General features: G+C 49.3%; 17 protein-coding genes. 7 read left to right on the top strand and 10 right to left on the bottom strand.

What is annotated here, in order from left to right; translation table 11 throughout:
- Positions 1-19: 19 nt before the first annotated feature.
- The gene (locus tag ASG33_RS21370) at positions 20-1,423 is read right to left on the bottom strand and encodes a glycoside hydrolase family 30 beta sandwich domain-containing protein (protein ID WP_157474887.1); all 1,404 of its coding nucleotides are present in this window, start codon (positions 1,421-1,423) and stop codon (positions 20-22) included.
- Between the two features lie 244 nt (positions 1,424-1,667).
- On the opposite strand from ASG33_RS21370, the gene ASG33_RS21375 reads away from it, so the two are divergent.
- Positions 1,668-4,715 (top strand): two-component regulator propeller domain-containing protein, encoded by a 3,048-nt coding sequence (locus ASG33_RS21375; protein WP_162242768.1) that lies wholly within the window; start codon positions 1,668-1,670, stop codon positions 4,713-4,715.
- A gap of 50 nt (positions 4,716-4,765) precedes the next feature.
- Here ASG33_RS21375 and ASG33_RS21380 read toward each other — a convergent pair whose 3' ends face one another.
- The 3 genes from ASG33_RS21380 to ASG33_RS21390 all read right to left on the bottom strand — a co-directional run bounded on the left by ASG33_RS21380 (position 4,766) and on the right by ASG33_RS21390 (position 10,908).
- Entirely contained in the window at positions 4,766-6,298 is a 1,533-nt protein-coding gene (locus tag ASG33_RS21380; RefSeq protein WP_229238774.1) for a RagB/SusD family nutrient uptake outer membrane protein, read from the bottom strand.
- A 12-nt stretch (positions 6,299-6,310) separates the two neighbouring features.
- Positions 6,311-9,421 (bottom strand): TonB-dependent receptor, encoded by a 3,111-nt coding sequence (locus ASG33_RS21385; RefSeq protein ID WP_056290337.1) that lies wholly within the window; start codon positions 9,419-9,421, stop codon positions 6,311-6,313.
- A 287-nt stretch (positions 9,422-9,708) separates the two neighbouring features.
- Complete coding sequence (locus ASG33_RS21390; protein WP_229238776.1) at positions 9,709-10,908, bottom strand: DUF4249 domain-containing protein; 1,200 nt, start codon at positions 10,906-10,908, stop codon at positions 9,709-9,711.
- Between the two features lie 204 nt (positions 10,909-11,112).
- Here ASG33_RS21390 and ASG33_RS21395 point away from each other — a divergent pair, with 204 nt between their 5' ends.
- The 3 genes from ASG33_RS21395 (at position 11,113) to ASG33_RS21405 (ending at position 12,294) form a co-directional block, all read left to right on the top strand.
- On the top strand, positions 11,113-11,469 hold the full coding sequence (locus ASG33_RS21395) for a VOC family protein (protein WP_056290343.1): 357 nt from the start codon (positions 11,113-11,115) through the stop codon (positions 11,467-11,469).
- A 129-nt stretch (positions 11,470-11,598) separates the two neighbouring features.
- Positions 11,599-11,892, top strand: coding sequence for a type II toxin-antitoxin system HigB family toxin (locus ASG33_RS21400; RefSeq protein WP_056290346.1), 294 nt, complete (start codon positions 11,599-11,601; stop codon positions 11,890-11,892).
- An 18-nt stretch (positions 11,893-11,910) separates the two neighbouring features.
- Positions 11,911-12,294 carry a type II toxin-antitoxin system HigA family antitoxin gene (locus ASG33_RS21405; RefSeq protein ID WP_056290349.1) on the top strand — a complete coding sequence of 128 codons (384 nt, stop codon included), beginning with the start codon at positions 11,911-11,913 and terminating at the stop codon, positions 12,292-12,294.
- 18 nt (positions 12,295-12,312) lie between these two features.
- Here ASG33_RS21405 and ASG33_RS21410 read toward each other — a convergent pair whose 3' ends face one another.
- The 6 genes from ASG33_RS21410 to ASG33_RS25845 all read right to left on the bottom strand — a co-directional run bounded on the left by ASG33_RS21410 (position 12,313) and on the right by ASG33_RS25845 (position 16,786).
- Positions 12,313-12,903 (bottom strand): DUF1572 family protein, encoded by a 591-nt coding sequence (locus ASG33_RS21410; protein ID WP_056290351.1) that lies wholly within the window; start codon positions 12,901-12,903, stop codon positions 12,313-12,315.
- A gap of 40 nt (positions 12,904-12,943) precedes the next feature.
- Positions 12,944-13,660, bottom strand: a complete 717-nt coding sequence (locus ASG33_RS21415) for a pseudouridine synthase (protein WP_056290354.1) — start codon at positions 13,658-13,660, stop codon at positions 12,944-12,946.
- Positions 13,661-13,669: 9 nt separating this feature from the next.
- The gene (locus tag ASG33_RS21420) at positions 13,670-14,401 is read right to left on the bottom strand and encodes a class I SAM-dependent methyltransferase (protein WP_056290356.1); all 732 of its coding nucleotides are present in this window, start codon (positions 14,399-14,401) and stop codon (positions 13,670-13,672) included.
- 42 nt (positions 14,402-14,443) lie between these two features.
- On the bottom strand, positions 14,444-15,166 hold the full coding sequence (locus ASG33_RS21425; protein ID WP_229238778.1) for a DUF1361 domain-containing protein: 723 nt from the start codon (positions 15,164-15,166) through the stop codon (positions 14,444-14,446).
- Positions 15,167-15,329: 163 nt separating this feature from the next.
- Positions 15,330-16,562, bottom strand: a complete 1,233-nt coding sequence (locus tag ASG33_RS21430) for a DEAD/DEAH box helicase (protein WP_310589215.1) — start codon at positions 16,560-16,562, stop codon at positions 15,330-15,332.
- A 50-nt stretch (positions 16,563-16,612) separates the two neighbouring features.
- A complete protein-coding gene (locus ASG33_RS25845) occupies positions 16,613-16,786 on the bottom strand; it encodes a hypothetical protein (protein WP_157474889.1) in 174 nt (57 codons plus the stop codon).
- A gap of 112 nt (positions 16,787-16,898) precedes the next feature.
- On the opposite strand from ASG33_RS25845, the gene ASG33_RS21435 reads away from it, so the two are divergent.
- The 3 genes from ASG33_RS21435 to ASG33_RS21445 all read left to right on the top strand — a co-directional run bounded on the left by ASG33_RS21435 (position 16,899) and on the right by ASG33_RS21445 (position 22,440).
- Positions 16,899-18,689, top strand: coding sequence for a PAS domain-containing protein (locus ASG33_RS21435; protein WP_056290365.1), 1,791 nt, complete (start codon positions 16,899-16,901; stop codon positions 18,687-18,689).
- Positions 18,673-19,068 (top strand): response regulator, encoded by a 396-nt coding sequence (locus ASG33_RS21440; protein WP_056290367.1) that lies wholly within the window; start codon positions 18,673-18,675, stop codon positions 19,066-19,068. Before ASG33_RS21435 ends, ASG33_RS21440 begins: the two co-directional genes overlap by 17 nt.
- A 147-nt stretch (positions 19,069-19,215) precedes the next feature.
- Positions 19,216-22,440 carry a PAS domain-containing protein gene (locus ASG33_RS21445; protein WP_056290370.1) on the top strand — a complete coding sequence of 1,075 codons (3,225 nt, stop codon included), beginning with the start codon at positions 19,216-19,218 and terminating at the stop codon, positions 22,438-22,440.
- The last annotated feature ends 63 nt before the right edge of the window (positions 22,441-22,503 follow it).

The following is a 22,503-nucleotide window of genomic DNA, read 5'->3' on the forward strand; positions in this document are numbered from 1 at the left end:
AGATCTTTCCGTAATTCTCCTACCACACGAATGTGCCGACCGAGCCTGCCTTCAACACGGCAGAGGCAAACGCATTCCCATCCTGGATTTGAAAAGCCTGCTGGTCGTCGCTGCTATTGAAGACGATCAGCACTCTTTTCCCATCTGGTGTTTTAAAAGCAACATTCGGGAGCTGCGCATCCATATTGGAAGCAATGCGCACAGAACCTGGCAGCACGAACTTTGAAGCATGTGCCACCACGTAATAAGCCGGGTTACGCGTTACTTTATCCCCATCAATGGTAACCCCGCCCAAACAACGGTCGCAGCCGCCGCGGTCTGTGAACGGACGGTTTTGCGGATTGCTAGACAGGTTCCATTCCAGCACAGTACGCGCCCAGTTGCGGGTAGCGCCGATGGTCAGCTTGGTGATATGATCTGGAAAATCCTGCGCAAAATTGCCGGGTGCGCTCATCCATTGTTCCGTGAAATACAGGTTCTTGTCCGGGTGCGCATTGTGCACTTCGGAAAGCGCTTCGATCTTACCTCCGTACAAATGGAAAGCAGAACCGTCGATATACTTCCGCGCTTCCTGGTCATTCAGAATAGAGATCGGGTACTCGGGCTTGTCGGCGTTATGATCGTAGATAATGATCTTCGTGTCAATTTTTGCATTTCTGAAAGCTGGTCCCAAGTGATTTTTCACAAAAACAACCTGATCCTTCGCCAGCATCAGCAAGCTGGGATTGTTACCCGGATGCAGCGGTTCATTCTGCACGGTGATCGCGGCGATTCTTACACCTTCCTTTTTCATTTCCTGTACATAACGGACCAGGTATCTGGCGTAAGCCGGATACGAATCAGGTTTGAGGCTGCCGCCGCGCGTGTCTCCATTATCCTTCATCCAAACCGGCGGCGACCAGGGCGATCCCATGATTTTGATTGCAGGATTAATCGCCAGGATCTCTTTTAACATCGGTATTACATCCTTTTTATCCTGACCGAGATCAAAACGCTTCATCTCAGGATCGGTCTCCCCTACCGGTAAATCATTGTACGAAAAAATCGTCTCATTAAGATCTGACGCACCAATGCTGAGGCGGAGGTATGAAATGCCGATGTTATTGCCATTTACAGCGAAAAGCTCCCGGAGCAATGCAGCGCGTGCCGGCATGCTCATCGCCATCAGGTGGGACGCGCTGCCGCCTGTTAATGTAAAACCAAATCCGTCGACCGTCTGGTAAGTCTCACGATCGTCCACTTTGATCACCTTTCCCGATGCATTCCCGGCCGAAAAGCGGATTGGTGCAGTTTGCCTCGCAAATAGTACGGACTGGTCCAGATTGGTCAGCCAGAAATCAACAGCTTTCTTTGTGTTTTGTGCAAATGCAAGCACGCCGGACAAGAGCAACAGGATCAACAAAAAGGATTTAGGAATAGTCATTTTCATGCTGGTTGCCTTGCGGCAGGTTAAGAGTAACCGGTTGATTACAGTGAGTCACCTCGTATTGAAAAACACACAAAATAATGTAATATATTGCGAACCCAAATGTAGCCGGGCCGGCACAAAGCTGCTAGCAGGTAGCTACTACATTACTACAACAATCCTTTATAATTTGCAAAATACAGTTTTTGACGCGGTTTTTAACTACGTCAAACCAGTGAGAGAGAAACAGTGTACACGGATAATGAAGCGAGTGATTCTTTTTCTAACCTTCCTGATTTTATCAAACACGCTACACGCCCAAAGTACCACTGCGGCACCGACCGGCGCGGTATCGACCGGCGCGGCATCGACCGCCGGACTGCCGACCATCGCGGTACCGACCGGCGGGCTGCCGACCATCGGACTGCCGACCATCGGGCTGCCGGAAGTCGTTAATTATAGTAAACATGCTTACCGGGCCGGAACACAGAACTGGGCAATCCGCCAGGGGCGTAATGGAGTAATGTACTTTGCCAATAACGAGGGGCTGCTGAGTTTCGATGGTGTGTACTGGAAAGTGTACCCGCTTCCCAATAAAACAAAAGTACGCTCGCTCGAAATGGGCGATGATAACCGTATTTACATCGGCGGAGAAAATGAGTTCGGGTATTTTTCACCGGATCAGTCAGGGGTACTCCGGTACTTTTCACTGCGCGAGCTCGTTCAGGAGAAAGACCGCGGCTTTGCCGATATCTGGAATGTGACCGCATGGAAAGGAAGTGTCTTTTTCAGGGCCAGTAACAAGATCTTTTTGTACAAAGACAAATCCATCATCACATTCAATCCTGTATCGCATTGGCGTTTTATGGGGATGGCGAATGGGCAAGTAATAGTGCAGGATGCCACAAATGGACTTTTAAGGTTTAACAACGACCGCTGGGAGCCGTTTCTCGCCAATAGCGCGCTGCCATCCGAATTCCTCAGTAATGCATTGCTGCCTATGGGCCGGGATACGACCATTCTCGTAACGATGGATGCGGGGCTTTACAGACTCTCCGGCAATAGTGCCGTTAAAATGGAGTCTGCATTCATTAACCAGATCAGGAAAGAACGTATTTATGGAGCCATGCGCGTGAATGACCAGCTGCTGGCACTCTCCACGAGCCTGGGTGGCTGCTATATCGTTACAAATAAAGGTGAATTTGTGCACCGGTTTTCGCGGGGAGATGGTCTGCAAAACAACAATGTACTGAGTGTTTTCCGCGACCGTGATCACAATCTCTGGCTGGGGCTCGATAATGGGATCGATTTCATCGCGTATGATAATGCGATCAAGACCATTTATCCCGTTGCCACCAAAGACGAAGCCGGCTATGCTTCGATTATCTTCAAAGGCCGCCTCTATGTAGGTACTTCCAACGGTCTTTATTCAGTTCCGGTGGGTGAATTCAGTGATCTTAGTTTTGTTAAAGGGGCGTTTTCATTTGTCGAAAATTCGCGCGGTCAGGTTTGGGGATTGTCGGAGATCAATGGAAAACTGCTGATGTCGCACCACGAAGGCATGTTTGAAATACGTCAGGATAAAGCATTCGCGATTGAACGCCGGAATGGATTCTGGGGCGCAGTACCGCTGTCGCGGATCGATCCGGTTTCACGGGTAGCAGTAGGTAATTACAATGGGATCAATTTTCTTGCCTATGACGGAAAAGAATTCCGGCCCGCCGGCGAGGTAAGTGGCTTTGACATCGCCTCCCGTTTTCTCTGCACCGACACCCATGACGAGAATGTAATCTGGACTTCTCACCCCTATCGCGGCGTTTTCAAAATATCCCTGCAACCCGACGGAAAATCTGCGGCCCGGTTGTACACCAGCAAAGATGGCCTGCCGCTTTCGCTCAACAACAATTATGTATATAAAGTCAAAAACAGGATACTGGTAGCGACAGAAAGCGGCATTTACGAATACAATCCTGGAAAAGACCGTTTTGCTGCGTCCAGCTACTACAATGAGATTTTCAAGGGTGTGGACGTGCGCTACCTGAAAGAAGATCAGGCCGGTAACGTGTGGTTTGTGACTGGTAAAGAGCTGGGCGTGCTGGATGTATCCGGCAACAAGCCGAAGATCATTTTCCTGCCGGAACTGAACCAGAAGCTCGTGTCGGGCTTCGAGTACATTCAGCCTTTGAATGAAAAAAACATCCTCGTGGGCAGTGAAAAAGGCATTTACCACATTAACTACCAGCAATATAAGCAGAACAAAAACCGCATTGACGTGCAGATCAGGATGCTGCGATCGGTCGCAAAGTCGGATACGGTCCTTTTTGGAGGTTATCTGGGCGAGGTTAACCAGCTGAACAAGCAAACCGAAAGCCAGGTACCGCAAATTGCGCACGAGCTGAACTCCATTGGTTTTGAATTTTCATCCACCCTGTTCAGTCAGCAATCCAGCATTGCGTATTCGTATTTTCTCGATGGATTTGATGCAGGCTGGTCGCATTGGTCGGTGAAAAGTGCGAAGGAGTACACCAGCCTTCCTGCGGGCCAGTACACGTTTTATGTCAAAGCACGCAATAATTTCGGTAGTGAATCGCCGGTCACCGGCTACACATTTGTCATTCAGCCGCCGTGGTACCAAACTTCCTGGGCATATCTCGCTTACGGTGTCCTGCTGCTGGGATTGGCTTTCCTGTTTTATGAATGGCAGGAAAAACGCTTTTTGCGACAGCGGCAAAAACATGAGGAGGAGCAGCAAAGGTTACAGTACCTCCACCAGCTGGAACTCGAAAAAAATGAAAAGGAGATTATCAAACTGAAAAACGAAAAGCTCGAAGCCGAGATCCTGCATAAGAACACAGACCTGGCCACTTCGGCGATGCATCTGGTACAAAAAGCCGAACTGCTGTCAAAACTAAAAACAGACCTGGTCAAGATCACCAAAACTGCGGACGACGAGAAGATCAACGACGACCTGAAAAGGGTGATTAAGGTGGTAGCAGAGGAAAATAAGGTGGATAAAGACTGGGGGCAGTTCTCCAAACATTTTGACAGTGTGCACAGTAACTTCCTGATCGCATTGAAGGAGAGATACCCGAAACTGACAGCCAGTGAGCTGAAAATGAGCGCCTACCTGCGGATGAACCTGTCGAGCAAGGAAATCGCAGAACTGATGAACATCTCGCTCCGCGGCGTAGAAGTAAGCAGGTACCGGCTTCGCAAGAAGCTGCAATTGCCTACCGAGGTCAACATGTTTAACTTCTTACTGGGTTTTCACATTGACGAATCCAGGGATAGCAAAGGGACACAGTCATAAAAAAAGCTGAGCGCAACATCTGCGCTCAGCTTTCTACATAACGCTAAATCCTATTTCGTGCCGCCCCACTCTTTGCTCTGCTCGATTTTGGTATTTTCCATTTCGAGCAATGGGATAGGCAATATTTCATTTTTACCAGCCACAAAGCCTTTGGATGCCAATGCTTTCGGCGCATCTCCCCAGCGGACAAGGTCCATCCAACGGTGACCTTCGCCTGCCAGTTCAAGCCTGCGTTCTTTTTTGATGTTCTCAAACGTAGCTGCCACGGGCTTCAAGCCTACCCTCGCTCTTACGGCACTGAGCAATGCAGTTGCGCGGGTTTGGTCGCCACCACCGCGAACGAGCGCCTCGGCTTCAAGCAGATAAGTATCTGCCAGGCGCGTGTCGTACATATTCTGAGGGAAGTTCAGCTCGGGTGTTCCTGCGCCCGTCCAGCGGTTGGAAACTCTTCCCGCGAATTTTTCGAGGAAGTATCCCGTGTTCATGTACCCCTTTTCGTAACTGGCAAGTCCGGCTTTTTCGAGACTATCCAGGTTAGCGACGGTCGCTTTATAGCGAGGGTCGTAGTGGATCGCCTCAAATAAGGACGGGGTTACCGGTAAAAAGCTCCATCCGGAAACGTAATCGGGCGCAGTGTCAGACTTACGGTTGTAGCCGCGCGGGCCTGTGATGATGTTCATGATATTTCCCTCTGTACAAGCCACGCAATCCCACGTACCAGCCGAAGTATTGGTGTAGGAAATCTCCAGAATAGACTCGCTGTTAAACTTGTTATCGCTCTTCCAGAGGTCGGCAAAGTTACTAAGCAGTTTATAACCATAAGGATTGGTGCCGCCCGGCGTACCATTCACCAAAGCCAGCTCTTGTGCCGCCTGTGCGTATTTCTGTTGGTACAAATACACTTTTCCAAGTATCGCATGCGCAGCGCCCTGCCCCACGCGGCCGCCTTCCGTAGCCGCATTGATCGTCACCGGCAGATCGGCCATTGACTCCGACAAGTCTTTTTCAATCTGCGCATATACTTCCGCCGGAGCCGCCTGTGTTACGTCGTACATTTCCTGTGTGGAAACCGTTTTGGTAAAAAGAGGCACATTCTTGAACAACCGGACAAGTTCGAAATAGAAGTACCCGCGCAGGAATTTAGCCTCAGCCGCATAGCGCTTTTTAATCGTTTCGTCCATGGGTACCGACGGCAGCTTTTCCAAAAGTGAATTAGCCCGGAAAACGCCTGAGAATCCTTTTCTCCATAATTCGCCCTGCGGCCCGGTGGTTGGGTTGAGGGTGTAATTGGAAATAATCTGAAAATCCATGATATCGCTCGGTCCGCCGCCACCTGCGTAGTGATCGTCAGAAGCAGCATTCATCGTGGCTATCGTGGTCACATAGCCGGCACCCTGCCAGCCTACCACATCGTAAATAGCTACCAGTCCATTGTATGCTTCTTCCTGGTTCCGGTAATAGTTGGATTCGAGGTTCAGCCCTTTCGGCTTCACTTCCAGAAAGCTCTCCGAGCACGACATCAGCTGCAACCCCGCCAACAATGTCAATGCAGCTATGAATTTTTTATTTTTTATCATCATCATCTTGTTAATCAATTAAAAACCAATGTTCAGACCTACCATGAACGAGCGCGCCTGCGGGTAAATCCCTTTGTCAATGCTCAGTACGCTGCCGCCGATCTCAGGATCATAACCCGTATATTTTGTCAGCGTGAACAGGTTTTGGCTCATCACATATACACGTGCCTTTTTCAATGCAACCTTGCTGATCAATGCGGCTGGAAGCGAGTAACCTACCTGCAAAGTTTTCATCCGGAAGAAATCGCCTTTTTCGAGGTAGAAGCTGGACGGGTTCTGGAAGTTTTTGTTCGGATCTCCGTTCACAATGCGCGGGTATGCTGTGGAAGTCCCCGGTCCGGTCCAGCGGCCCATTGCGTCAGCCTGCCAGTTTGCATTCGCGATATCCAGACGACGAAGTCCCTGGAAAATGTCATTTCCAGCCACACCCTGACCAAACACAACCACGTCAAAACCTTTGTACGCCGCATTGATCGTCAAACCGTAAGACCATTTCGGAGTAGGATTACCGATAAAAGTCCGGTCCGTTTCAGTAATTACGCCGTCTCCGTTCAAGTCAGCCCAGCGGAAATCACCTGGCTTTGCATTCGGCTGTATTTTGTTACCATTTGCCGCTACGTGACTGTCAACTTCCTCCTGCGTCTGGAAGATACCTTCATTGACATACCCGAAAAATGACCCGATTGCATGACCTACCTGCGTGCGGGTGATCGGAGGTGCACCCTGGAAGCTCGCGCCGCCCGAAAGGTATTCTACGCCATTTCCGAGGTTGGTTACCTTGTTTTCAATGTAAGAAACGTTACCGTTCACAGAGAAATCAACCTGGCCAAACTGCTTTCTGTATCCCAGTTCCAGTTCCACACCCTTGTTTTCCATATCGGCGATATTGGCGGCCGGATTGGAAATCGCTCCTACGTACCCCGGTATCCGCGGATTCTGCAGAATATCCTTTGTTGCTTTCTTAAACCACTCGAAGGTGATATTCACATTGCGGAAGATCGTTGCGTCAAAACCAATGTTGGTCTGGCTGGTCTGCTCCCATTTCAGGTCAGGGTTGGCAGGTGCATTCGGACTATATCCGATAATGTAGCTTCCTGAGTTACCGATTGTATAATTCCGGCCGCTTCCGATGGTTGACAGGTAAGCAAAGTCGCCGATTCCATCATTTCCAACCACACCGTAACCTCCGCGTAGTTTAAGGAAATTAACCGCATTGGTTTCAGGGAAAAAGTCTTCACGGGACAGCACCCAGCCCAGGGAGAACGATGGGAAAACACCGTATTTATGGTTTGAACCAAAGCGTGAAGAACCGTCCCTTCTCACCAGGGCCTGCAACAGGTATTTTTCATTGTAATCATAGTTCAAACGTGCAAAAAGTGAACTTACCGTGTGGCGCGCTCCTTCCGATCCGTCGGAATTCCGCTGGTCGGCAGGTACCTTGAAGTTAAGCGAAGCGTCTTCGAAGTTATCTGCCGGCACGTTGAAGAAAGTCACGCTCGTCATCGTCGTGTTGTTGTCCAGGTAAGCGCCCTGTCCAAGCAGAACATTCACATTGTGCAGCCCGAATGCCCGCGTATAAGACACTGTGTTTTCAAGGTTGTAATCAAGACGGCGGTTGTTCGAGCGGTTGAAATTGGTCTGCGAAGTAACCGACGCTGCATTCAGCCACGAGATCGGTGTGAAACTCTCATTTCCCCAGAAAGCCAGCTTAGCCCCCAATGTAGATTTCAGTTGTAATCCCTTGATCGGCTCTGCCATTAAATATGCATTTCCGACTACGTTATCACTCCAGCTGTAATTTCCTAAACGGGTTTGAATATACGCAAGCGGGTTGCTCATCTCCTGCCCTACTGCCGAAGAAATCCCGTAAGGATGTCCGTTTGCGTCGCGCTGAACACCTTTGTTGGTATAAGGAGCCGCATTGGCAATGGCTGGATCGGTAACTACTACGGGGGTGATCGGATCGAGGTTGATAGCAGAGCTCAACGGACCGCCGAACTCGCTGTTGGTATTCCCCAGCCCAACTGACTTATCGTGCGCATAACCCAGGTTCTGGCCAAACGTGAGCCATTTTGCCAATTTGTGTTCTGAGTTCAGACGAATGCTTGTACGCTTGTATTTGGAAATATCGCTCGCTACAATACCTTCCTGATCCAAGTACCCAAACGACAGGTAGAATGTGGAGCGTTCCGATCCGCCGCTAATACTCAGCTCGTGGTTCTGACGCTTCGCATTGTTGTTGAAGATCAGCTTTTGCCAGTCGGTTCCTTTTCCGAGAGAAGCGGGATCTGCGTACACAGGCGCCTGTCCGGCTGCCACTGCGGCTTCATTCCGGATCGTTGCATATTGGCTCGCATCCAGCAGATCCAGTTTTCTCGCAGGTGCCTGCGTACCTACATAACCATTGTAATTAATGCGAATGCCGCCTGCTTTACCTTTTTTGGTAGTGACCAGAATAACCCCTGCTGCAGCACGCGCGCCGTAAATTGCCTGTGAAGCTGCATCTTTCAATACTTCAATGGACTCGATGTCCGACTGGTTCAGATAACCGATACCGCCGTTATCAACCACCACGCCGTCTACCACCCAAAGCGGATTGTTGTTGTTCAGCGTAGTCACACCACGCACGCGCACCGTGGCCGCCGATCCCGGCTGTCCGGAGTTTGCCGCAATGGTAAGCCCCGAGGTGCGTCCCTGCAATGCTTCTTCCAGCCTGTTGATAGGCATTGTTTCCAGGTCGCTTGCCTTCACACTGGAAATGGCGCCCGTTACTACACTCTTCTTCTGGGCACCATAACCTACCACCACTACTTCTTCCAGGTTATCACTTGATTCAACCAGTTGGAAGTTGATCTCGCTCTGGTTGCCAACCGGTACCTTCTGAGTGACCATTCCGATAAAGCTCGTGACAAGTACCGCCTCAGGCTGCACGTCGATTGAGTAATTTCCGGCGGCGTCGGTAATCGTCGCCTGGTTGGTTCCTTCTACTAACACGGTGGCTCCTACCAATTCCTCCCCTCCATTCTTCACAGTTACCTTGCCCTTCACAGTCCTGCTTTGGGCAAAAGCGCTCTGCACCATACCGTATAGCATTAACAGGCTACACAATAGTACAATTTTTCTTTTCATAGATGTTTTTATTAATTAGTAGACACGGCAAATGCTATTTGCCCAATTAATTATTGAAATAGTAACAATACTGTTATAGCAACAAAGGTATGTGGAGGGCTGCGACAGCAGTAGCAGATGCATTACTACATTACTACCTCACATCTGATAAATGGAAGATTTTCTTGAAAATGTCACCACTACATTACTACTACAATGTAATGCAGTATCGCCTTTTGCATTGGTTCGCCAGGTTTAAGCAATGCAGCAGGAGCATGAGGATTGATGGAGAATATAAAGAAGTGATTTCAAAAGAAAGGCGGCTTTTGAATGGTACCTCCTTCCAGGCGGCAATCGGTACAGGATGCATTGGCCACCAGAACGGAGTCGGCGCGAATGCCCCAGTAGCTAAGCAGCATATCGGGTGTGTTCAATCCGCAATTCACGTCTCCCCGGCCATTGCATGCAATCGGAAGCGTGTCGGGTTCGGTGCATCTGGGGAAGATGCCCAGGTTCGGACTAATTACAATGCGCTTGGTTGCCTCGGTGGAAGCGCTGAAATATCCGAACACGAAGTCGCGGGGATCAGCCGCGTTGGTGATGTTACCCGTAACCTGCGAAGGCTGCGCGTCAAAAAGGCTGCCGGTTCCCTGTGTTATTTTGGCGAGACTGGTCCAGTATTCAAATGCAGACCGCGACAGACCATATTGCTTAACCAGAATGCTGTACTTGATATAAAGCTTGTTCGTAGCGATGGGTACGATGTTTAACGGAAGATCTTTGATGATATCCTCGCTCAGGCGTACAGTGCTCCCCAGCAAAATGCTGCCCGACTTCTGGCTGGACCAGCACCGGTTGATATTTTCATCCCGGATCACTACCTTTTTGTTCTCCACTTTCAATGCAGAATAGTAAGTCGCAACATACTCCCACGTTTCCTCGAATTTCCACCTGTAAAACTGTGTCCGGTTTTGCGCGTCGTGGGTATTTACATAAAATACCATTGCATTCCCCGCAGCATTGAGCTTGTAGGTTACACTGTCGATATCAGGCGTGCGGCTCACCGCCACATACTCCGACAGATATTCCTTCCCGCCCCGTGTTTTGATCCTGAGCCGGTACTTGCCCGATACATTATACACTGCGGGAGGCAATACGTACACACCTTTGGCCTGCTCCGTAAAAGTGTACGATTGTCCCTCCTCCTCTTCAACACTGACTGCGGCGCCTGTCTCCACCGGGGGCTGGGTTACATGGTTTACATTCTGTGTCCACCTGAGTTCAACCCGGCTGGAATCCGACGTGCTTACATTGAAAAACCCGTCAACCACCAGGTAACTCTTGTTGGAATTAATCTCAGGCGGAGAAAAAGGCTGAACACAACCATGCAACACAGCCAGCAGTCCGACAGACGCAACCATGCAAAGAACCAGCCTGACCAGGCCGGAAAAGGGTGTGATATGTTGATTGAAGTATCTCAAAATCCCTTTTGGAACAAGCGATAACATAGCGGCAGAGAGCGGATTTATTAACTTTTCAGTTGTACAAAACGGACTCAGCGCAAAAGCGTGACTTTACAACGTGAGACAGAGGGGGCTGCATTCTACTGATTTGCAAAGCATTATTTTACCGAAACTTTATTCACGGCTGACTTAAAAAGCAGTCTGCACAATCTTTCTATATTTAGCGGTTCAAGCTTAAATACATACCTCATGGAATCACCGGAAAAAAGGCTCAGGCACGAGCAGATCCAGTACATTGAATTTCTCTCCCGCGATCTGGCCGCGGCAAAAAGGTTTTACTCCGAGAGTTTCGGCTGGGCATTCACCGACTACGGCCCTGAGTACACTGCATTCGAGGGCGACTTTGTCGATGGCGGCTTCACAACGGGCGAGCCCGTAAATGGCAGTATCCTGGTGATCCTGTACTCCGAAAACGTAGTTGCCACCAAAAAGAAAGTAGAAAGTGCCGGCGGCACGATCATCAAGGATATCTTCGAATTCCCAGGCGGCCGCCGCTTCCACTTCACCGATCCCGACGGTTACGAATTGGCGGTTTGGTCTGAGTAATCTCAAATATTTAGTTGGTAGTTTACCAACTAAATTCTAATTTTGTGAGGCCTACAATTACTCATTGACTACTTCCGACTATGAATATGAACACGTTAGTTCCAATTAGTTAACGCAGTCATTTACATAATGATTTTAATTTTAGCGCACAAGCTGGATCACTTCGCCAGAAAGCACGCAGATGCCGGTAAGAGTTTGACAGTTTGGAAGACGATTGTAAAAGAAGCAAGCTGGCACAGAGGAACAGATGTACTACAAGACTTCCCGAACGCGACACTAATCCCAGGTAGTCGCGCCAGGTTCAAAATTGTTGGGAATAAGTATCGCCTGATTGTCGAAATAGATTTCGACGATGGAATTGTTGAAGTCCGGTTTATAGGAACACACGCAGAATATGATACGGTTGATGCTTCAACTGTCTAACATTTGACCACATTGAATATGGAAGAAGCAAAATCAAACTGGTTTCTGATTGAGAACGAGCAGGAATATGAAGCTGCATTAACCCGTTACGAGGAAATCAAACATGCAGTCCGTGGGACAGAGCTGCACAAGGAGAAACTTTTACTGGCCCATCTCATTTCAGCCTATGAAGATCAAACCAGTGACCTTCCCGAAGTCGATCCGGTTGAACTTATTAAAATACGAATGGAAGATTTTGGCTACAAACCAGTTGATCTTGCCAATGAATATGGCGATAAGGGGACGATCAGCAAGGTACTGAACTACAAGCAAGCGCTTTCCTTAACAATGATCCGCAGATTTAGTAAACTCCTGCACATTCCGGCCAATGCCCTGATCGCTGAATATAAGTTAAATAAATAACCTACATAAGGCGGTAGCTTAATTTGCCGGGCCGGTTTCACTTGAGTTTCCCCGCAGCATGTCATCTGTAAAATGCCGCTTGCTTTGCGGTTGAGAAAATTTTTGTTGGTTGTAAGTCGATGACTGACTTCGCGGGATGGACAATGATTCGAATTCCGTACCACGGACCATCTTGCAGATAAACACAATCTGACCAATGTGGTACGCGTAATGCGCCAGCTGTCGGTTTAATGCTTCCACGACAGTGTGCCCCTCGTTCCGTATGTACACAATGCTTTCCAGGTCGGGTTCCTTGAGTACCTCGATAGCCTCAAACAGAGTTTTCCATCCCTTCTCCCATTGTTCCATGAGCTCCCTGGCATTGGCAAAAGGATTTTCAAACTCCGCGTCCCGGTTCCGCCAGGGCTTCTCTCCGTCGGAAGTCAAAAAATCGGTGAATCTCGACAGCATATTACCCGCCAAATGATTTACAATTACAGCAATGCTGTTACTCTCCGGATCATTTTGCCAGAAAAGTTTGCCTTCCGGCAGCTGCGCCATAGCCTTTTCACCCAGGTGCTTGTAGTACCGAAATTGTTTTAAAACACTTGTTAAGTAGCTCGATTCCATTGATAAAGCTGTGTAAACGTGATTTGAGAACGCGCTGATGTTACTGAATCATACGATTAAGACTTACTTCCACATCAAACCCTAGCAGGTCCAGCATTCCGGCAAATGCATCTTGATACGGTGCGCTGAGCGTGTGCGTGCTTCCAAGCACAGGATGCGTAAACGAAAGTCCCGACCCGTGCAGCATCATTTCCATCATTCCGAACTGCTCCTTGAAATACCTGTTCTGCTTGTTGCAGCCGTAAGGCCGGTCGCCGATGATCGGGTGAAAAATGTGCGCCATATGCTTCCGCAGCTGGTGCATTCTGCCGGTGGTAGGTTTCAGCTCAACAAGCGAATAACGCGAAGTCGGGTGTTTCCCGATTTCAAAGGCGACCTCGGAATGCAGCAGAGTTTGCATGGAGGTGAAAGCCTCCTGGATAGTCCCATTCTCTTTTTTGAGGGGATAGTCAATTTCAAGCTGATCTGGTGTGAAGCCCCGTACAATGGCGTGGTAGGTTTTGTTAACCACCCCGTTTTGAAACTGCTGCTGCATCAAACTATTTACCTCGTCGGACAATGCGAAAAGCAATACACCCGAGGTTTTACGGTCGAGGCGATGTACGGGATAAACATGCTGGCCGATCTGGTCACGCAGGATCTGAACTGCAAACTGGTCGGTATCGGCGGCAATGGAAGACCGGTGCACAAGCAAGCCGTGCGGTTTGTTGACAGCGATCAGGAATTCGTCCCGGAAAATGATTGGAAGATCGTCCATTGAAACAGCTTAAAAGATCGATAGCTGCTTGTCTGTTTTTTCGGTCAATACCGCATAAGAACTGGGCTTGATCCCTCTCAGATAAGGAAACAGCCGCAGCAATGCATATTTGGCCTGCGTGATATAGAGCGCCGCTTTGTTGTTTTTGTAAAGAAGTTTTAAAACGTCGTCGTGGTACAAATGACAAATATCTTTCCTGACTTCAAAACTTTCGGTCGCAAGAAGGAAACGGAACAGCGCAGGTGTATAAATATTGATATGCCCGTAGGAAAGAAAATGTTTAACCTTCTTATCTACGTAAAATGAAAAATCAATGGGTACTTCGAAGATCTGATACCTGGATACCCGCTTGATCTCCCGCAACAGCGTGCGTTCGTGTTCCACATGTTCCAGCACATGGGAGCAGATCACGAGATCAAAATGGTTGTCGGGATACGGAATTTTGTAACCGTCGAAAAGCAGAATGTCGCGCAGGTTGCGGATGTTTTTCGATTTGATCAGCTCAATGCCGCTCTCGGAAATTTCGACGCAGTTCAGGTCCTGACTGAAATTCCATTCGTCCAGCCATTTCAGGATACTGCCCTCCCCTGCACCTACTTCGAGTACATTCCTGAAAGTTATTCCCTTAGCAAGCTCGACGATATTCAGCGCTTTGTATTTGGCGCCGGTATTGCGCCATGCTACCGTACTCTGGTCGTACTGGGAAGAGTAGGATCCTTTTACATTTTCAGAAATCTGCATATTTCAATACAAACAGGGTTTCTTGATAAGGCTAATCGAAAATCACTGGTGTTTCTTGTTGTACCTGATCCTGAAACGGATAATCCCCCAGAGTACCAGATATAAAATTCCGAGCAGCAAACCGATTTCGAAGCTGAATACCAGCGCAGTACGGTCCATAATGCTTTCGATCAGGTTGGTGACGATCAATCCGGGTTCGTGGATGATATCCCAGCTGTTCATTCTCCTGACACGCCCCAGATAAACCCCGAAACCTGCCAATGGAAGGCAAACCAGCAGCATGATATTAGCCGGCCGTCTTTCAAACACCCTCCGCCATGCGCGGTGGATCCAGTACAGGGAAACCAGCCCATTGAACAGGCTCACTTCCGCATAGAAAAAAAGCATGATGGTATCATGCCAGGTAAGGTCCCGCTGATAATCAACCGTTAGATGCGCGAGATCGGTGATCATGTAAGGCGCATTGGGGAAAAACGCCAGCCAGGTTACGCTCAGCAGCGAGAGCCCCACGGGAATTTCGGTATATCTTTTGGTAAGACTGTCGGCGACAAATGCGATAAGAAGCGGAATCCAGCTCAGGAACAGGTTCCAGTCCATTGAAAAATCAACGGGCGCATTGAAAAGAATACGGATCAGGTGAAAAAATACGGCTGCCAGACTCAGAACAAGCAGCAGTAGCAGCGAGAACAAACCCTCCATGGTGATGATAGGAGGATCGGCGACGCTAAACTTGTAATTTCTTATCCAATCTATTAAACGGTCCAAACGTACTTAGTTTAAGTTCATGCTGTCGACTATTAGGCAAGACAAATGAAAGGGAAAATTAGCAACCTGTGGTTATATCATTGTTTTCATTATAAGGAACATTGGTATAATCACAGATCTGCGTTTCTCTTTCGCTTAACATCCGACGAACGCTGAAAACAACTTATGCCTGAGAAGGGTTATTATGTTCTTTTTTGGGTTTGCGGCGCTTTGGTCTGCTGCCGGAAGGTTTTCCGGATCCTTCCTTACTGCCCGGCGGCCGCTTTCTGCCACCAGCCGCTGGTGCCCTGTGCTTTTTGGGTTCAAAAGCAGGAGCTTCGCCCAGGCCCAGCTCTTTTGTAACGGATTTTTTCTCTAATTCCTTTTCAAAAAGACGCTCAATTTTCAGGACGTATTTCTGGTCCTGCTCATTGATAAAAGTGATCGCCGTTCCCTTGGACTCAGCCCGGGCAGTACGGCCTATCCGGTGAACATAATCCTCCGGATCGCGCGGTACATCGTAATTGACCACGTGGCTCAGGTTATCAATATCAATCCCGCGTGATAGCACGTCTGTGGCGACAAGTACCGGAAACTGCCTGTTTTTGAAGTTCCTCAAAACAATTTCACGGTCGGCCTGCTCGGAATCCGAAGAGATACCATGTGCGTCCATTCCCAGCTTCCGCAATGATCTCACGATAGGCTCCACCGTCGATTTACGCGAGGTGAAAAGTACCATGCTTGTGCTTTGTACCTGACTGAGCAGGTGAATGAGGAGCGGCAGCTTCTGTTCGTCGTTTGCCAGATAAAACTGCTGATCGATCCGGTCCGCAGGGCGTGAAACTGCCAGCCTGATTTCTTCCGGATTTTGCAGGATACGCTTGGCCAGCTCGTTGATCTTGGAAGGCATGGTCGCAGAAAACATGAGCGTTTGCCGTTTTGCAGGCAGGTAGCTCATTATTTTGAGGATATCTCCCAAAAAGCCCATGTCCAGCATCCTGTCGGCCTCGTCGAGTACCAGGTGTTTCAGGTCACTGAAACTGACGTAGCCAAGCTGCAAATGCGCGATCAAACGTCCGGGTGTTGCAATAATAATATCTGCGCCTTGTGTAAGTGCTTTTTTCTGCTGGTCCCATTCCGGGCCTTTGTTCCCGCCGTAGACCGCAATGCTGGTTGCGCCAACAAAGTACCCCAGTCCCTGGATCTGCTGGTCGATCTGCACGGCAAGTTCTCTTGTAGGTACCAGGATCAATGCACCTGTATGTACATTGGATTCGTGCGCCACCTTGTCCAGGATCGGAATCAGGTAAGCGGCTGTTTTACCGGTACCTGTCTGCGCGCAGGCAAGAAGGTCTTTACCGTCAAGAATATAAGGGATTGCCTGCTCCTGAATAGGTGTGGCTTGTTTGTAGTTCATAGATTCCACGGCGTTTATCACGTCCTCGTGGAGTTCAAATTCGTCGAAATTCAAAATTCAGCTTTTAAATCCGCCGGCGTTTCGGCAGATGCGTTTATAGAAGAGCTGACTTTAATTTCCCAGTCAGCAAACCGCTTGATTTGAACAAATATAACAAAATCCTGCGAAAATGTAAAAGGAGCGGCATGAGTGCCCTGAAAACGGCTTATTGTTCTTTTTACCAATTAATGCGCCTTTTTAATCACTTTTTAATCAAATAATTCTACATTGACACTACAAATAAAGATTAGCATTCTATATTTAAGATTTGTTGGGCGCAAAACTTTTTAATGCCGAATGATTTTCGAGAGTGGTCCGGGCGAACAGCAGGAAAGATTTATCGAGTTTGATGGAAACTATAAAGTACTCTTTGAGTTGAACCCGCTCCCCATGTGGGTGTATGACATTGATACTTACCAGGTCCTGAATGTAAACGAAGCGGCGCTTAGGCATTATGGCTACCGGAAAGAAGAGTTTTTAGCCCTCACAATCAAGGACATCCGCCCGCCCGAACACGTCGCTGTTCTGGAACAGGCAATCAACAAGCTCAAATCCGCCATTGAAGATTTCTCCACCGGCATTTACAAACATCGCAAGAAGACAGGCGAAATAATCGACGTGCAGGTTTGGGGAAGCAAGATCCGCTATGCGGGCCGGAATGCAGAACTGATCCTTGCCGCAGATGTTACTGCCACCCTCGCCGCCCAGAAGGAAGTGGCTGCCGCTACAAAAAAGCTGCAAGATGCGCAGGCAATAGCCAAACTTGGGTATTGGAGCAGGAAAATGAGTGAAGATATTTCAGATTGGTCTGAGAAAATGTACGTGATTTACGGCAGGGATCCCGGCACCTTTGTGCCCACCTACGATAACGTACGCTCATGCTTTCACCCCGATGACCGCCATTTACTTGATCAGCAAGCTTTTAAAATTCTCGCCGAAAAAGGGATATCCGACTACGAACACCGCATTGTAACTGAGAAAGGCGAGATACGCTGGGTTTTCCAGCGGCTGCACCTCGAAAGTGACGAAAACGGCGAGCCCGTTTCAATCAATGGCATTATCCAGGACGTTACCGAACGCGTGCGGCAGCAAAATCTCCTGCGCACCAGCGAAAAACGCTTTAAAGCACTTGCTCAGGAAGGCGCAGACCTGGTGGGTATCATGGAGCCGTCAGGCAAATGCATTTTTATTGCCGACAGCATCCTGCCCGTATTGGGCTTTCATGCAGATGAACTGATCGGCCATAATCTCCTCGATTATCTGCACCCCGAAGACAAAGCGCGTATTGCGAGCACAGTTCAATCTTTGGCGCCCGGTGAAAAGGTGCGGATCGATCCTTACAGATTTCCCGATGTGAAGGGACGCTGGCGATGGATTTCCACAGTAGCGACCAATTTGACGCACGAGGAGGCTGTGGTTGGCATTGTTATTAATTCCACGGAGATCACCGACCTGCTCAACCAATCAAATGCACTTAAGACAAGCAATGACCGCTATAAACTACTGATGAAGGCCGCCAACCAGGCGATTTACGACTGGGATATCGTGCAGGAATCGGTGGAATGGGGTGAAGGATTGTCAGACATATTCGGACATAAATTTTCGTCTCCTGATCCCTCGTCGTGGTCAAATTACATCTGCGCCCACGACAAGGAACGTGCGGTGCAGCAGGTAAGCATGGCCAGGAACGATCCCGGGACGGAAATGATCGACCTTGAATATGATTACATAAAAGCCGACGGTAGTATTGCCATTGTTGAGCATAGGGTCATTTTCCTGCGGAACGAAGAGGGCACTGCTGTCCGGGCAATCGGGCATGTGAAAGATGCGACCGCATACCGCAAGAATCTGCAGCGGATCAACAAGCAAAATGAGACGCTCACGAAGATCGCCTGGACACAGTCTCACGTGGTACGCGCCCCGCTTGCCAGGATCATGGGGCTGGTTTCACTGCTCAAAGAAGGCGGCTATGAAGAATTAACCCAGCAGGACCTCTTGGATTACGTGCATCAATCGGCATGTGAGCTGGACAAAGTAATACGTGAGATTGTACATACAGCAGAAACAACGCATGAACCAGAAAGTTAAGGTCCTCCTCATTGACGATGATCCTGTTGTACTTTTTCTTCACAAGACCCTTTTGAAGAAGGCGGGCATTATCACCAATGTACATACCCTGAACAACGGCCGCGATGCCATTGAATTTATGGACAGCTGCGAGCCGGAAACAGCTTACTACGCGCTGCTGGACATCAATATGCCCGTGATGAACGGCTGGGAGTTCCTGGAAGCATTGCAGGGCCGCCCCTACTCCGAGCAAACGAGCATTCTGCTGGTCAGTTCGGCCGCGGAAGGCCGGGTAGTAATGCCCGCCGTGGCATACAGACAGGTGATCGGCTATCTCTCCAAACCACTTACAATGGAAAACTGCGACCGGATCGTGACCGACCTTGCAGAAAAAGCCTGATATTACCCACTTAATAAAACTACGCTATACTTTCACGACGGAAACTGGTAATCCCGCCTTTGTGGCACAATGTTTTCTTGCCTGAAACCAGCCGGCAAGTGCGCCGTAAGTTTTTGGTTTACTTCATTGCCTTGAAAAAACGCGTACATGACCACCGCTTCCAAGCCTTTTAACACCGATAATGCCCTGGAAATACAACGTCTTGAACTTGCTCTGGAATCCGCAGGGATAGGAACCTGGGAGCTGGATCTTCAAACGGGCCAGGTACGCTGGTGCGACAGGAGCAAAGAACTTTTCTCATTCGAAGGTGGCGACATCATTGAGCTGAATCAGCTTCTTGCACAGATACATACAGATACAAGGGACTCGTTTTCCGAGCAAATAGCATTAAAAGAAAACCAGGAACTGCCTGCATTCTTCTCCGCTGAAATCCGTACCAATTCGGCTGTTCCGGAGGAAGATCGCTGGCTGCTTTGCAAAGGCAGATTGCTGGCCGGCGGGGCGCCGGGCACTGCCCGCGCGCTGGGTACTTTCATTGATATTACCAAAGAAGTTAACAACCGGAGTGAACTCAGCCAGCACCAGCAGCACGCACGAAGTTTCCAGACCATTGTAGAACAAGCGCCCATGGCACTGGGATTGCTGAAAGGCACCGACCTTGTGATCGAGCTTGGCAATGAACGGATTTTTGAGGTTTGGGGAAAAAATGCATCCATTACCGGCATGAAGCTGGAAGAAGCGCTGCCTGAAATCAAGGATCAGGGCTTTATAGAATTATTACACAACGTTTACCATACAGGGATACCCTACATCGGAACCGGAGTGCCGGCGCGGCTTGAACGCAACGGACAGCTGGAAGATGTGTATTTTGATTTTGTATATACCCCCGTCCGCACGGAAGCAGGTGATGTAGACAAGATCATGATCATGGCGCATGAAGTCACGCGGCAGTACCAGACCCGGAAAAAGCTGGAAGCCAGCGAAGCCAAATTCAAGGCGCTGATCGATCAGGCACCGGTTGCTACCTGCTTGTTCGTAGGCAACGATATGGTTGTGGAACTTGCCAATCAGCCGATGATCGAATACTGGGGCAAGGATGCAACGGTGATCGGCAAACCCTTGAGCGAGGCTATGCCCGAACTGATCGGACAACCTTTCCTGGATATCCTTGCGGAAATTCGTCGGACCGGCATTCCGTACAGTGCCAAGAGCGCAGCCGTAGACATTGAGGTGGATGGAGAGCTCGGTACTTACTATTTCGACTTTACATACAAGCCCATTTTCGATAGTGAAGGCAACATTTACGGCATTATCAATATGTCCATTGATGTTACCTCCCAGGTGCTGGCGCTCAGAGCACTGGAAGAAAGTGAATCCAAGCTGAGAGCGGTCATAGCCTCTGCACCGGCAGCAATCGGGTTGTTTGTAGGCCGCGATTTGCTGGTGGAGCTACCCAATCAGGCATTTATTGATATTGTGGGCAAAGGCGCGAACATCGTCGGCATGCCGCTGCGCGAAGTAATGCCGGAACTGGCCAGCCAGCCTTTCCTGAAAATCCTTGACGATGTATATACCACGGGAGTGACGTACCAAAGCTATGGAACGCAGGTGGACATTGTGCAGCAGGGTGTTATGACCCACAATTACTATGATATCACCTACTCTCCTGTTTACGACAGTCAGGGAAAAGTATATGCAATCCTTGACATCGCAATCGATGTGACAGAGCGCGTGAACATTGAAAAACAGATTGAGGAGAGCCAGATGCAGCTCCTTTCCCTGTTCGAGCAGTCGCCCATCGGTATTGCGATGATCCATAAGGACAACCTGACCTTCACGATGGCCAATCCATTCTACACGAAGCTGGTTGGCCGCGCGCCGGAGGATATTCTCGGAAAACCGCTGCTTGAAGCCATGCCTGAAATCCAGGGCCAGGGATTTGACAAGCTTCTTCAGAATGTAATTTCCACGGGTATCCCTTTCATATCCAAGGAGCAGGCTGTGAATATCAGCTACGATGGCGTATTGAAAACGATTTACGTCAACCTGGCTTACCAGCCTCAGCGCGATTCGGAGGGAAATATTTTCGGTGTGCTCGTGGTGGCCACAGAACTGACCGACCATGTTGTTAACCGCAAGAAAATAGAGGAAACGCAGGCATTTCTGCAAGGCGCGATTGAGCTCGCCGAGCTGGGCACCTACTCTATTGACCTGAAAACGGGCATTGTTGATTGTTCGGAAAGGCTGCGAAACTGGTTTGGGGTAAAAAACAAATCAGAGATCACCTTTGAAACCATGTACGCCGCTATCTGTGATGACGACAGGCAGGATGTGATAGACGCCGTAGAACGGACATTGGAACCCGGCGCCAACGGAACTTACGACCGGGAATATACCCTGAACGAGAAACAAACAGGCTCTGCCCGCATCCTGCACGTACAGGGAAGGGTACTTTACGATGAATCGGGCGAGCCGCGCTACATGATAGGCACAGCTCAGGACGTCACTGCTCAGCGCAAAATCAAACTGGCGCTGGAACAGCTGGTGCAGCAGCGTACCGAGCAGCTGGAAGCAATTAATGAAGAGCTGGCGGCCATTAATGAGGAATATATATCTACCAACGAGGAGCTCTCTACTTCCAACAATATGCTGCAGCAGTCCAACGTGAACCTGCAGCAATTTGCCTACGTAGCTTCGCACGATCTGCAGGAGCCCCTGCGCAAGATCAGGTCATTTTCCGATCTGCTGATCAGCCGCTACTCCGACAAGCTGGGTGATGGCATAACCTATCTGCAGCGAATGCAAACGGCCGCCTCGCGCATGTCACAGCTTATTGAAGACCTGCTCGCATTCTCGCGTATTACCGCACATAATGAAATGAACACCACGGTATCGCTCACCAAGGTTGTGAACGAGGTACTGAGCGACCTGGAAGTGGCTATCACCGAAACCTCAGCAGTAGTGCGGGTGGGTGACCTGCCCAAAATCCTGGGCGACCAGATGCAGCTCAACCAGCTGTTCCTGAACCTGATCAGCAATGCAATCAAATTCAGAAAACCTGATACCCGCCCGGTGATCAGCATTTCAAGCGACCTGATATCCGGCGGATTGCTGCCTTCAAACCTGGTCGTAACGCGGACTTCGGCCTTGTACTACCGGATAGATATCACCGATAATGGAATCGGTTTTGAACAGCAGTATGCCAACCGCATATTCCAGTTGTTCCAGCGCCTGCACGGCAGAAGTCAGTACTCGGGCACGGGGATCGGTCTTGCTATCTGTGAAAGGGTTGCTGCCAATCACGGCGGCGGCATTTCCGTTGCCAGTGAGCCGGGACAGGGAACTACGTTCAGCATTTATATCCCATTGTAACCAGTACCGCTGTATTTCAGTTTGTTGATGTACGATTTTCTCGATTCCAGCCGCTTTTTCAAA

Origin of the sequence: Dyadobacter sp. Leaf189 (assembly GCF_001424405.1) — a bacterium.
In the GTDB taxonomy this organism is placed as follows: Bacteria; Bacteroidota; Bacteroidia; order Cytophagales; family Spirosomataceae; genus Dyadobacter.

Bases quoted from the DNA above. Each gene is read 5' to 3' on its own strand.
- ASG33_RS21370 (WP_157474887.1), bottom strand. From the start codon at position 1,423: ATGACTATTCCTAAATCCTTTTTGTTGATCCTGTTGCTCTTGTCCGGC.
- ASG33_RS21375 (WP_162242768.1), top strand. From the start codon at position 1,668: ATGAAGCGAGTGATTCTTTTTCTAACCTTCCTGATTTTATCAAACACG.
- ASG33_RS21380 (WP_229238774.1), bottom strand. From the start codon at position 6,298: ATGATGATGATAAAAAATAAAAAATTCATAGCTGCATTGACATTGTTG.
- ASG33_RS21385 (WP_056290337.1), bottom strand. From the start codon at position 9,421: ATGAAAAGAAAAATTGTACTATTGTGTAGCCTGTTAATGCTATACGGT.
- ASG33_RS21390 (WP_229238776.1), bottom strand. From the start codon at position 10,908: ATGTTATCGCTTGTTCCAAAAGGGATTTTGAGATACTTCAATCAACAT.
- ASG33_RS21395 (WP_056290343.1), top strand. From the start codon at position 11,113: ATGGAATCACCGGAAAAAAGGCTCAGGCACGAGCAGATCCAGTACATT.
- ASG33_RS21400 (WP_056290346.1), top strand. From the start codon at position 11,599: ATGATTTTAATTTTAGCGCACAAGCTGGATCACTTCGCCAGAAAGCAC.
- ASG33_RS21405 (WP_056290349.1), top strand. From the start codon at position 11,911: ATGGAAGAAGCAAAATCAAACTGGTTTCTGATTGAGAACGAGCAGGAA.
- ASG33_RS21410 (WP_056290351.1), bottom strand. From the start codon at position 12,903: ATGGAATCGAGCTACTTAACAAGTGTTTTAAAACAATTTCGGTACTAC.
- ASG33_RS21415 (WP_056290354.1), bottom strand. From the start codon at position 13,660: ATGGACGATCTTCCAATCATTTTCCGGGACGAATTCCTGATCGCTGTC.
- ASG33_RS21420 (WP_056290356.1), bottom strand. From the start codon at position 14,401: ATGCAGATTTCTGAAAATGTAAAAGGATCCTACTCTTCCCAGTACGAC.
- ASG33_RS21430 (WP_310589215.1), bottom strand. From the start codon at position 16,562: ATGAACTACAAACAAGCCACACCTATTCAGGAGCAGGCAATCCCTTAT.
- ASG33_RS21435 (WP_056290365.1), top strand. From the start codon at position 16,899: ATGATTTTCGAGAGTGGTCCGGGCGAACAGCAGGAAAGATTTATCGAG.
- ASG33_RS21440 (WP_056290367.1), top strand. From the start codon at position 18,673: ATGAACCAGAAAGTTAAGGTCCTCCTCATTGACGATGATCCTGTTGTA.
- ASG33_RS21445 (WP_056290370.1), top strand. From the start codon at position 19,216: ATGACCACCGCTTCCAAGCCTTTTAACACCGATAATGCCCTGGAAATA.